Below are 12,234 nucleotides of genomic sequence, written 5' to 3'. Positions count from 1 at the left end.
TCCCGCTAGGCGTTGTTGCATGGCTCGAAAATTAATAAAAAACTCGTCATTGCGAAGCCACGAAGTGGCTGCGGCAATCCAGGCTATCCCGAATTACATTCGGGATTTAATTAGAATACTAAACAAGTTTAGTATAAAAATATGTTTATACTTGATTGCCGCGTCGGCACTTTGTGCCTCCTCGCAATGACGATTCTGGTAGCCATGCAACAATGCCTACGACTCCTCGCAATGACGTTTGAGATATCCACGCAGCAATGACATCAAGATACTATCTGTGCTTATTCTTCTTCACTATCTAAACTTACCTTACTGATTTGTGAAGATTTTTGGCGTATTAGCCGTTCAATTTCCGTAGAAATTTCCGGATGTTCCTTTAAATATTGTTTAACGTTCTCCCGCCCTTGCCCGATTCTTGTTTCTCTATAAGAAAACCACGAGCCTGATTTTTCAATCAGTTCAAGTTTAACGCCAAGGTCAATCATTTCTCCTTCCTTTGAAATACCGGAGCCGTACATTATATCAAATTCTGCAGTTCTAAACGGCGGTGATACTTTGTTTTTAACAACTTTTACTTTCGTCTGGCTACCTACTACTTCTTCTTTATCCTTAATGGCGCCGATTCTTCTTATATCAAGCCGTATGGATGCATAAAATTTTAACGCGTTGCCGCCGGTCGTAGTTTCCGGGCTACCAAACATAACGCCGATTTTCATCCTGATCTGATTGATAAAAATAACAATACAATTTGTTCTGGAAATCGAAGCCGTAAGTTTCCGCAGTGCCTGACTCATGAGCCTTGCTTGCGAAGCCATATGAGAATCGCCCATTTCTCCCTCTATTTCCGCTTTCGGCACTAACGCCGCCACGCTATCTATTACTACCATGTCAATAGCTCCGGAGCGTACTAAAGTGTCGGTAATCTCAAGAGCTTGCTCGCCGGTATCGGGTTGAGAGATAATCAGCTCGTCGATATTTACCCCTAGTTTCTTGGCATAAGCCGGGTCTAACGCATGTTCGGCATCGATAAAAGCACATGTGCCGCCTTTTTTTTGTGCTTCGGCAATTAAATGAAGTGTTAACGTAGTTTTTCCCGAACTTTCAGGTCCAAAAATTTCAATAACTCTGCCTTTCGGTACGCCTCCTATCCCAAGCGCAATATCAAGCCCAAGTGAACCGGTGGATATAGCTTCGATATCAACATTCGGACGTTCGCCGAGCTTCATTACCGAGCCTTTACCGTAACTTTTTTCGATTTGCGCAAGCGCCGCCGCAATAGCTTTGTCTTTATCCATATCTATCCTTAATATAATTTAGGTCCTGTGTACTTAATTAAATAATCTTGATTTGAGTTCTTTTTTGCTGCAAATTATAAGATTTTTTTGAAATATGAATAACTATTCCTGCAAAAATCTTATTAATTTTCGCTAAAAAATAACTCAAATTAAAAATAATTTAATTAGGTACACAGAACCTCGATTTAAAATATAGGTTAAGCTCAAAAAAATCAAATTTATATTTGATATAATACAAAAAAAGTCCTGCCAAGATATACTTAACATGACTTTTTAGTTAATTGATTTGTAAAACGAGCTGTTGTCTTGCCGTGGCTACGACGGCGTTGTTGCATGGATCGAAAATTGCCATGAAAAGGGTGTCATTCCCGCGTAGGCGGAAATCCAGAAAGTTAAAAAGTTAATATGAGCAAATTAAATAGTAATTTATTATATAATTTTACTTATTTTAAGTATTTCTCCGGATTCCCGCCTACGCGGGAATGACAACTATGGTTTTATCGAGCCATACAACAAGACCCGAAAGCGGGAATCCAGACTTTCTTTTGTCATGCTGAACTTGTTTCAGCATCTTTTTGAGTAGATCCTGAAATAAATTCAGGATGACGACAACGCTGGATACCGTGGTCAAGCCCATTAGTGTACGAACGTTTAAATAAAGAGGTAAAAATTCTGTCATTCCGTGGCTACGACCACGGAATCCAGCTTATAATATCATAAAAAGATTCTAAAATAAGTCTAATATGGCTTTATTTTCCTGGATGCCGTGATCAAGTCACGGCATGACACAGCCTTTTTTCAACGTTCGTACAGTAGTGGGTCAAGCCACGGTATGACAAGGATTTACCTTAGAAATTCACCCTAATTTTTACACTACCTTGTTGAGCGAAATATTTACTTGCAACATTCGCGTCGTAATTAACACCGTATTCCATCATCTTATACTTAGCAGTCACGCCGGTACCGACATTCCAAGTAGTTTTAACAGGTTTAAATTTACTTGCCGGGAAAGGAGTAGTCATTCCTTGCAATCTTGCATCAGGAGTTGGCAGTTTGTTCTTAAAGCCATAGTCTAACATCCCATAAATTTCAGGGGTTAATATCATATGACCCGTATTAATATCTTTTGACAGTTTTACTCCAGCAAGACCATTCACAAGATTATAGTTTTTGCCTTTAACAATTAGATTTTGCAGCGTTGTACCCGTTTCGGTGTAACCACTATCCTTAACTTTAGAATATCTAAGCCCTACCATCGGCGTTAACTTAACTGCTTGCGGTGCTACATAATCATACCCCGCCATAATCTGCCCGGTAAAGCCACGTGACTTGTAATTACCATTTGCTATTTGCGTAGCTAGGGTATTACGCGCTACCGGTTGATAACGCTGTGAGTAGCTCTTTATTCTACTATCACTATATGAACCTACAGCTTGGAAGAATAAATTATTATTTGGTAAGTTATATAATCCATAAATAGAGTAAATATTACTTTTTACTTTACTGCTATCACCAATTTTATCATTCTTCTGCTTAATCTTAGTCCCCGCTCTAGTATACGCAACTCCAAGAACTACTTGATCATTTATCATACCGTCAAAACCAACTGTGGCACCACCAAAGTTAGTTTTGTTACCATTTATATTGTTACGCATTTTTTGCGTACTATTACCTACAAACGGCGTAGCCCATACACCGAATTTAGCTTCATCTTCATCACCGGAAGCAACCGCTATAGGTTGGTTAACAGCTTGGAAACTATTCATCCTAGAGTTTAATGAACCCATTGCACTTACAACAGTATTAGTAACTGCAACTGTCGTATTATTAACTGCATCACTAGATGGAACTTGGTCTTGGCTATCACCCACAGCTTTCATTACCTTGGTTGTTAACTCTTCATTATCCAAAATATTTCCCATAGTTACTTTAAACTTGAAACCTTCTGAATTAGGATCAGTAGCAGTCTCTAAAGCTCTAATATCTGCTTTCACCCCTAGCGACGCATCTTTCAAGTCTCCTGTGGTTAGTTCCTCTTCTATTCTATCATTTACGTTATCCACAATAGAAGGTGATAACACTAAAGATGTCGGATTAAGAGTCCATTTAAGGAATTGGTTTTCCTGAGCCCCAATATCAGTTTCGATAGCATCGGCTGATGCTAATTGCTTTAAAGTACCCTCAGATGCAGCCGCAGCTAAAGTATATTGAGTGTTTGGATTAATATTATTAGGATCAAAATTTGTGGTAGAAATAACTACTTTTAATTTTGTTACCCCTGATAAATCCATTTCACTACCAGCACCAGTAATTAAGATATTACCGCCGGTATTTGCTGTTCCATCAAAATTGGTATTTAAAGTCAATTGATCGGTAAAGGTTGCCTTAGTTCCCGCTGATAATAGCAGCTGATTTGAACCAAGAGTAATAGTAGTACCGCTACCGGTTAAATTAGTACCGCTAATTGGCATAGGTGCATTAATTATCATAGTAGCATTATTTGCTACCATGCTAGTTGCTGTTATTTGCTTATTAAATGTATTTATCGATTGTGCCGCTAAAGTAACTGCTCCCGTATTATTAAATGTATCAGCAAAACTTGTCGTTCCGCCAAATGTCGCAGTACCTTTTGCATTAACGCTGCTTGCAAAACTTGTAACACCCGCCGTGGTAATATCACCAACCGAATTAGCCGCAGTCCCTACAACGCCGCTGACGCTACCACCGTTAGTAAAGTTCAGCTTTAATGCTTTCCCCCCGGTCGAGTTTATGCTACCTGTTAACTTAAAGTCCGGTCCCAAGGTTAAAGTATCAGTGCCGGTTCCTTGAATTTCAGTGATTACGGTAGGACCGCCGGCCGTAAGAGCTACCGCTCCGGCTCCGACTTTTAACATAGCAAGGCCGGTAATATTACCGCCGATCGTGCCGGTACCCTCAAAATTTATGGTTCCGTTGTTAGTAGGAGGTGCAACAGTGTTGGTTACGGCGCCGGTAATATTTGTGCCGTTAGCCATATTTATGATGGCATTCTTACCTTTGAAATCTACACTAGCAATGTTGCCGGTTTCTGTTAATATTGTGTCTCCACTAAACTCTAAATGCTGAGGAACATCGTCAAGTGTTACTGCCTTAACGCTTAAGTCAAGATTTGTAGCAAAATATTTTGTTCCTGTTAGCACAATCTCTCCGTTACCGGAAAGCTTCAAGGTTTGTAACTTATTTGCATTAGTACCAAGAGTTTTTCCGCCGTTAATAGTTAATTTGTTAGTAGCGGCATTAAGCTCAACTATACCACCAGCTCCGTTTGGAACATTTCCTTCTATACTATTAGTCAAAGTTACAGTTTTATCAAACGCAACAGTATTCTGTATTTTCAATGTTGAACCGGCATCTTTAAAGATAACGTTATTACCTAAAAGATTAACCGCCGCACCCGCTGCAGTACTTACATCGATCACATGCACTGCTGCTCCGGTTGCAGCTCCGCCTGCAGGATCAGCGCCAATATTTATCGCTGCTATTGTTGCGGATGTTGCGCTTTTATCGGTAAATGTAGCACCATTATAAACATCTAATACCTGGGTATTGCTTATATCCACCGCTTTGCCCGCTGTACCTACTATTGTAACCTTACCGGTAATACCCAATGCTGATAATGCATTTCCACCAGCACCGAATGTCTCTCCGCCGGTCTTACTTTGAACTGTTAATGTCTTTACATTACTACTAGTAAGGAATACTATGCCTCCATCATCTACTGCTGGGTTTACGCCGTCATTATATCCGCCAGCAAGCGTATTCTGTAATGTCACCGTAATATCTTGAGCATTTACTAAATTTCGTATTTCATATACTGAATTTGGATCTCTAAATACGATTTGATCCGCTACCGTTAATAAATTTATTGCACCAGCCGGAGCAAAGCTTACATCAATAGCATGAGTTGCAAACCCAGCAACACCGCCACCGGGAGCTTCACCAATAAATATCTCTCCTGCTATTAAATCTGAAGTAGCACTTTGATCAATAAATGTAGCACCATTAAATACATTTAATGAACCAGACCGGCTTATATCTAATGCATTAAATGCAACTCCAGCACCACGATTACCGGTAACTGTAACTTTTCCGGTAATATTGAGCGACGTCAACGGATTGGTATTACCAAGCTGCGCGTGTTTATTATCAGCACCGCTAACTGTTAAAGTACCACCACCATTGCTGGTTAAGAACACTCTACCGCCGCCGCCAGCAGCACCTACTACGTGATTCTGGAAAATCACTTGTTGATCTGCTGCTACTGTATTGTAAATAGAAAATGTCGAAGCAGCATTAAGGAAGGTTAAAACATTTGCTGCCCCACCATTATTTAAAAGATTAATTGCAGCTGGAACACCTGCTACTGCCGCTAAAGCTGCTTTCGTGCTCACATCAAGTCTATATTCTCCATCTCCATCAATATTTATTGTTTTTATTGATGCTGAAGTACTACTCCGGTCAATAAAAAATGAATCATTACCAACAGTTAATAAATCAGACCTGCTAACATCCAGTGCATTATAATTGACTCCAGCAGTATAATTACCAGTGACTATAACATTTCCGGTAATATTAAGCTCTGCTAGATTATTGGTATTGCCAAGCTGTGCTTTCTTTGTATCAGCACCACTTACTGTTAAAGTACCCCCATTATCGCTGATTAAGCTTACTGTACCACCACCATTGCCGGCGTTATTAATACCTACTACGTGATTTTGGAAAATCACTTTCTGATCTGCTGCTGCTACATTCAGAATAGCAAATATCGAATCAGCACTTAAGAAGGTTAAAACATTTGCTGGATCTGCGGCTGATAAAAGATTAATATCAATTGGTACTCCTCCTGCCGCTACTGCTGCTGCTCCTGCTACTGCTGTTGAACTCACGTTAAGGCCATAGATAGCTTTTCCGGCACCACCTCCGGCAGGAAGCGCTCCACCGATATTTATTTTTTTTATGCTTCCTGATGTAGCACTTTCATCAATAAATGTTGCGTCTTTATAGATACTTAATAAATCAGATCTACTAAGATCAAGTGCATTATAACCGGCTCCAGGAGCATAATTTCCTAAAACTTGAACTTTTCCGGTGATATTAAGCTGTGCTATATTATTGGTATTACCAAGTTGTGCTTTTTTAGCATCAGCACCACTTACTATTAAAGTAGTAGCAGCAGCAGTATTGATTAAGTTTACTATCCCCCCGCCGGCTGCTCCACCTGTATCAAAGCCTTTTACGTGATTTTGGAAAATCACTAGTTGATCTGCTGCTGCTGTATTTTGAATAGTAAATTCTGAAGCAGCAGATAAAAAGCTTAACACATTGTTATTAGCAGCATCTGATAGAAGATTAATTGGTGCTGCTGCGTTTGCTGCCGCAAAACTACTCACATCGAGGATATATTTAGCTGTTCCGACAGGTAGAGCGGCACCGGTAGGCCTTGCTGCACCAATATTTATCGTGGCTATTTCTCCTGAGGTAGCGCCTTGATCTGTAAATGTTGCACCGTTATAGAGATTTAATAGATCGGCACCGCTTACGTCTAGTCTATTCCCCCCGGCACCAGGGAAAACCCCTGAAATCGTAACTTGCCCATCGACATTTAATGCTTTGAAATTAGCTCCGGTTCCAAGTTTTTCAGTCCCGTCAATACTATTTAATGTTAATAACTTATTTCCCTTACTTTGTAGCGTGACTATTCCTACATTTCCACCAGGATCTAAATCATCATTAAAGGTAATTGTTCTATCATCAGTAGTGCTACTATTAGTTAAGACTAACTGAGAATTGTTTCCTACAAAACTAAAGTCAGTTATTACAGACAACGCAACATTTCCTAGTTTTGCATCTACTGCAAAAGCCTTCTGATCATTTATTTTAACTCTACCGATAAGACCGATAGAGCTATCTGTTGCTGTTAAAAGAGCAGTATTAACAGTTATTTGACCATTGTCTGCATTCCCCGCTCCTACAGTAAGAGTACCGGCAAATATATGGCTTGCATTAGCGGTAGCATCATTAAATTCAATAATACCACCATCACCAAAAGCATTAGCATTTCCCGTAAATGTTACTGCACCTGCAAAGTTACCGGTAATTTTTACTGTTGCTGCTTCATTTGCAGCATCTTGAGTAAATTTTAAAATTTGTGTATTAACATTACCTTGCAGTATTACTGCTATATTATTATCACCCTGGATATCAATATAATTAATAACCTTCGTAGCTCCAATATCCTCAGTTACAGTACCATCTCCTATAAATACCAATTTACCTAAATTACCGACGCCTACACTACTATCAACTGCACCAGCAATAGTTTGCCCATCTTCTAAAGTAACTGTTCCATCTTGCCCATTAAAATCCACATTACCGGTTATGCCATTATTAGCTGTTAACTTACCTGCTGCCGTAAATTGTACATCCCCTGTTATTAAACCTGCTTTTAAATCCGTTCCCACATTACTAATTTTAGTAGTGGTAGCAAATATAGTACCTGCATTACTTCCCGCAGCATTATTAAATGTTAATAGATTTAATGGACCGGCGACAGCGGCACCAGCATCAGCGCTACCGACATTTTGTATATCACCACCATTAACTATAAGCGTTCCTTGATTAGGAGCGGAGTTTGTTACATTTGCGGTTGCTATACCCGCACCTACTGTTAATTGTCCATCCGCTGTAAATTTTAATGTTGTTTTTATATCCAAAGCACCTGTTACTTCTATATTTGCTGCACCAATATTCATACTGTCTGCTACTAGGCTAGCAATAGTGGAATCAGCATTATAAACAGCCGATGCTACATAGTTACCTCCACCAATTGCGCCTGTAAAGTTTGTAGGCGTGGTAACTATTAATACACCATTATTAGCAACAACACCATCTATAGTACCATCAAGTGTTATTAAACCAGCAGGAACATTAATAGTTAAACCTGCAGTTACTCCTCCGAGGGTTATAGCACCCAAGCCAGTGTAATCCTTAGCTCCAACAGCACCGCCGGCAGTACCAGTTAAAGTTAAAACTTTTGTGTTATTCACTGTAACATCTAATGTATTACCAGGGGTACCAGTGATAGAACCCACACTAATATTTTGATTAACTACTGCGTTAGTTGAAAAGCCGTTCATATCTACTGCTAATATAGCTCTATTAGCAAATTGAATATTATGAGCTCCTAAAAATTGTAAAGTAGAACCTGCAATAAAAGGATCAAGTGGTCCCCCTGCAGGATATAAACCGCTCCCCGTAGCTAAATTTATATTTACAGCAGTAGTAGTCCTGGCCGCAGCCAAAGCCCCTGTACTACCGAACATTATCGCTGCTCCGGAGGCAGTCACTAAGAAGCTGTTTTTTAATATTTTACGAAAAAGTTTTGAAGAATTGTCGGTCATTATTACATACCTTATATTGTTGAATTCTGTAGGAATATTAATTTGTTTACTAAAAAATAACATAATATTACTATATAAGAGTTGTTTTGTCTATATATAAAGGTAAGGTATAGGATAAATTTCTAAGATTGTGTTAATAATGTTATCAAATTTTAAATATTAAGTACGGCAGGAAAGAGGCTGGGTATGGTTAAAATCGATTAAAATTGTCATACCGAGGCCCCTCCCACGGTATCCAGAAAAAATCTTAGTAAAAGACTGGATACCGTGGTCAAGCCGGCGTTGTTGCGTGGCTCGAATTTTCGATGTCATTCTAGCTAAAGGCGGGAATCCAGAAAAATTATAGTCATCCTGAATTTATTTCAGGATCTTTGTGTAATGGCTTTGTTGCGTGGCTACCAGAATCGTCATTGCGAGGAGGCATTTATGCCGACGCGGCAATCAAGTATAAACATATTTTTATACTAAACTTGTTTAGTATTCTAATTAAATCCCTCATTACATTCGGGATAGCCTGGATTGCCGCAGCCACTTCGTGGCTTCGCAATGACGAGTTTTTTATTAATTTTCGAGCCATGCAACAATGCCTTGTGTAATAGATGCTGAAACAAGTTCAGCATGACAAGAATGGATTCCCGCTTTCGCGGGAATGACACCCTTTTTACGGCAATTTCTAATCCATGCAACAACGCCGGTCAAGCCACGGTATGACACCGAAACACTTTGCAAAAATTCGAGCCACGCAACAACGTCGAAATAAATTCAGGATGACAGAAAAGTGTTTTTCCTGGATTGCCGCGTCGGGACTACGTCCCTCCTCGCAATGACGATTCCGGGAGCCATGCGAGCATTGCCTCCTCGCAATGGCGTCATCAAATTACATCAAATCGCCGATATTTTCTAAAAACAACCTCGCTCTATGCGATGCCGGTTTAACAAAAAATTCCTTAACGGGTTGATTTGCTAAAATTTGTCCTTGATCCATGAAAATTATCCGATCGGCTATGGCTTTAGCAAATTTAAGATGATGAGTTACAACTACCATCTTCATTTGTTCTTTTAATAAAGTTATATTTTCTATAACGTCTTTAATATTTTCCGGGTCTAATGCCGAAGTCGGCTCATCAAATAAAATGATTTCGGGATTCATCATCAACGCCCTAGCTATTGCTACTCTTTGTTTTTGACCGCCCGATAAATTAGTCGGGAAATAGGTAATTTTTTGCTTCAAACCGAATTTCCCAAGCAAATCTTCCGCCTTAAGGGTAGCCTCAGCTTTTTGCATCTTTAAAACATTAATCGGTGCATAAATTAAATTATCGCAAACATTTAAATGCGGAAAAAGATTAAAATTTTGAAAAACCATCCCGACTTTTAGCCGAAGTTTTCTTCGAGCTTTCGGGACTAATCTTTTACCGTCCACTAATAAATAACCGTTAGTCGGCTCTTCTAAATTATTTAAAATACGTAGCAAAGTTGATTTTCCGCTACCGGAAGGTCCAATTATTACCACGGTTTCTTTAACGCTAAAATCTAAACTAATATTTTTAAGTGCGTAAGCTTTACCGTAACGCTTACAAACTTTATCAAGAGCAATCATATATATCTTCCTGTACAATGAAAAACCGGTATACTCGCCCCGCTTGAAGAAAGTAAGGTGCTTCGGAGCGGCGTTGTTGCATGGTTCTAAAAAAGTGCCGTATGTCATTCCCGCGCAGGCGGGAATCCAGAAAAATTATAGTCACCCTGAATTTATTTCAGGATCTTTGTGTAATAGATGCTGAAACAAGTTCAGCATGACAAGGATGGATTCCCGCCTGCGCGGGAATGACATCGAAAATTCGAGCCATGCAGCAAAGCCCTTCAAGTGGGACGAGTATACTAAATCGTAAATTTATAGCCGTCATAAAGCGGCTTGATGTTACTCGGTAAAATTTCCGTAATTTTATGATAATCGATTTCATGGCGCATATTAGTTAACAATATTTGCCCCGGTTTATAGATTTCATTCCATTCTAAAACTTTATCAAGTCCCGCGTGATTTATATTAGAGGTATAATCCATACAATCTATAACCCATATTTTTATATCTTTTAAAAATTCCTTTGCTTCGGGAGGAAAATCGCTTACATCGCAAGAATAAACAAAATTTCCTATCCTTAAACCCAAACTATTAATAGCTCCATGATATTGTTTAAAAAACTGTATTTCTATGGTTTTGATCTTAATTTTTTCAAAAAAATCAATAGGCTTAGTTATTAGCTGTCCGGTAGTAAATAAATATTCATATCGTTTGTGTAATACCATAGAAGTAGCATTATCGGTAAAAATTTCTAAAGGCTTATTTTGAATAAAAGAAAATACTCGCAAATCATCTATACCGTTAACATGATCCGAATGATCATGTGTTAATATCGCAGCGTCTAAAGCTTTTATCTTTTCGCGAACTAGCTGATATTTAATATCATAGCCGAAATCAACAAGAATTTGACTATTTTCGTCATTAATATATATTGCCGATCTAGTTCTTTTGTTATAATTTGAGCTTGAAAGGCACACATTGCAATCGCAGCCGATAACCGGTACGCCGATAGATGCCCCGCACCCTAATATTGTTACTTGCAACATAAAATATTTAAATATAGGTTAATTTTGGAATGGTAGAAGCTTTTTATAATTTTCACGGCTTAAATCAAGAAATATTTTTATTTCTTAATAGAATAACAAATATCGGCATATTACCATATTTTTTGCAAATTATATCCTTTTGTTTTAATATTACAAATTTTGCCGTAATATATATTTTATATTGTATATATTTTTATATTCAATTAAAGAAAATTAAAAATTTAAATGAATTGCACAAGATATACTCAAATGATTTGGATAATTGGAACGTAAAACGAGAGGTGAGCGCGCGCAGCCTAGATAAACTAGGAGAGTACGTGAATTCCTTAAAGTTTTACGGAGCCGATTCTTCAAAGCAGAAGAGTATGTTTTGGGATAAATATAATAAACTAATAGAGATTGGGATAGTTTATACAATCTTTGGTCTAACATTTACCGCGCTTAAATTTTTGAGTAACTTCCCAAGACCTTTTTGTAGCCTAGCTTTAGATAATTTTGTAACAATTACAAATGTGCAGCTTGAAAGATGCTTATCGAGCTTTCCAAGCAGTCATGCAGGTCTTGCCGTGTTGGTTACTTACTTTGCTTGGTCTTATATTAATTTGCCGTTAAAAATAATCATGGTTTTTGTTGTTATGCTAGTATCATTGGCACGTATAAGTTTAGCCATGCATTACCCGGCCGATATAATTTACGGGATTATTATTACGGCTATAGTTATAGTAATCGGTAAACAAATTTATAAAATTTTTGCCGGTAATATAGTAAGGTCTTTAGGGGAATTTATTGAAACGTCAATTTAAAACAAAAATGAAGTTATAACCGGCTTGCAAGCCGCGTTATCGTGAGGAGGCAATAATCTGTGTGGATAG

General features: G+C 38.4%; 12 protein-coding genes. 3 read left to right on the top strand and 9 right to left on the bottom strand.

Going from position 1 to position 12,234, the window contains the following annotated elements; all coding sequences use genetic code 11:
* Positions 1–19 precede the first annotated feature (19 nt).
* Positions 20–190 carry a hypothetical protein gene (locus tag AAHM91_RS05520; protein ID WP_341793253.1) on the top strand — a complete coding sequence of 57 codons (171 nt, stop codon included), beginning with the start codon at positions 20–22 and terminating at the stop codon, positions 188–190.
* 91 nt (positions 191–281) lie between these two features.
* Here AAHM91_RS05520 and recA read toward each other — a convergent pair whose 3' ends face one another.
* From recA to AAHM91_RS05490, 6 genes are all read right to left on the bottom strand, one after another.
* Entirely contained in the window at positions 282–1,295 is a 1,014-nt protein-coding gene (gene recA / locus AAHM91_RS05515) for a recombinase RecA (protein WP_253308360.1), read from the bottom strand.
* A 472-nt stretch (positions 1,296–1,767) separates the two neighbouring features.
* Positions 1,768–1,974 (bottom strand): hypothetical protein, encoded by a 207-nt coding sequence (locus AAHM91_RS05510; protein WP_342270147.1) that lies wholly within the window; start codon positions 1,972–1,974, stop codon positions 1,768–1,770.
* 169 nt (positions 1,975–2,143) lie between these two features.
* Entirely contained in the window at positions 2,144–8,734 is a 6,591-nt protein-coding gene (locus tag AAHM91_RS05505; RefSeq protein ID WP_342270146.1) for an autotransporter outer membrane beta-barrel domain-containing protein, read from the bottom strand.
* 159 nt (positions 8,735–8,893) lie between these two features.
* Positions 8,894–9,046 carry a hypothetical protein gene (locus AAHM91_RS05500; protein WP_342270145.1) on the bottom strand — a complete coding sequence of 51 codons (153 nt, stop codon included), beginning with the start codon at positions 9,044–9,046 and terminating at the stop codon, positions 8,894–8,896.
* A gap of 112 nt (positions 9,047–9,158) precedes the next feature.
* Positions 9,159–9,311: a hypothetical protein gene (locus AAHM91_RS05495; protein WP_342270144.1), complete on the bottom strand. Its 153-nt coding sequence runs from the start codon at positions 9,309–9,311 to the stop codon at positions 9,159–9,161.
* Entirely contained in the window at positions 9,296–9,463 is a 168-nt protein-coding gene (locus AAHM91_RS05490) for a hypothetical protein (RefSeq protein WP_342270143.1), read from the bottom strand. Before AAHM91_RS05490 ends, AAHM91_RS05495 begins: the two co-directional genes overlap by 16 nt.
* 49 nt (positions 9,464–9,512) lie before the next feature.
* Here AAHM91_RS05490 and AAHM91_RS05485 point away from each other — a divergent pair, with 49 nt between their 5' ends.
* On the top strand, positions 9,513–9,638 hold the full coding sequence (locus AAHM91_RS05485) for a hypothetical protein (protein WP_342270142.1): 126 nt from the start codon (positions 9,513–9,515) through the stop codon (positions 9,636–9,638).
* Here AAHM91_RS05485 and AAHM91_RS05480 read toward each other — a convergent pair.
* The 3 genes from AAHM91_RS05480 to AAHM91_RS05470 form a co-directional block, all read right to left on the bottom strand.
* A complete protein-coding gene (locus tag AAHM91_RS05480; protein WP_253308357.1) occupies positions 9,612–10,334 on the bottom strand; it encodes an amino acid ABC transporter ATP-binding protein in 723 nt (240 codons plus the stop codon). The two genes, AAHM91_RS05485 and AAHM91_RS05480, sit on opposite strands and share 27 nt — an antisense overlap.
* Positions 10,321–10,479, bottom strand: a complete 159-nt coding sequence (locus tag AAHM91_RS05475; RefSeq protein WP_342270141.1) for a hypothetical protein — start codon at positions 10,477–10,479, stop codon at positions 10,321–10,323. Before AAHM91_RS05475 ends, AAHM91_RS05480 begins: the two co-directional genes overlap by 14 nt.
* Positions 10,480–10,615: 136 nt before the next feature.
* On the bottom strand, positions 10,616–11,362 hold the full coding sequence (locus AAHM91_RS05470; RefSeq protein ID WP_253308356.1) for an MBL fold metallo-hydrolase: 747 nt from the start codon (positions 11,360–11,362) through the stop codon (positions 10,616–10,618).
* Between the two features lie 29 nt (positions 11,363–11,391).
* On the opposite strand from AAHM91_RS05470, the gene AAHM91_RS05465 reads away from it, so the two are divergent.
* Positions 11,392–12,165 (top strand): phosphatase PAP2 family protein, encoded by a 774-nt coding sequence (locus AAHM91_RS05465; protein ID WP_342270140.1) that lies wholly within the window; start codon positions 11,392–11,394, stop codon positions 12,163–12,165.
* Positions 12,166–12,234: the final 69 nt, after the last annotated feature.

The sequence above is a fragment of the Rickettsia endosymbiont of Orchestes rusci genome (genome assembly GCF_964030945.1).
In the GTDB taxonomy this organism is placed as follows: domain Bacteria; phylum Pseudomonadota; class Alphaproteobacteria; order Rickettsiales; family Rickettsiaceae; genus Rickettsia.
Note: the sequence above shows the minus strand (reverse complement) of the source record. Positions and strands in the feature narration are given on the sequence as shown.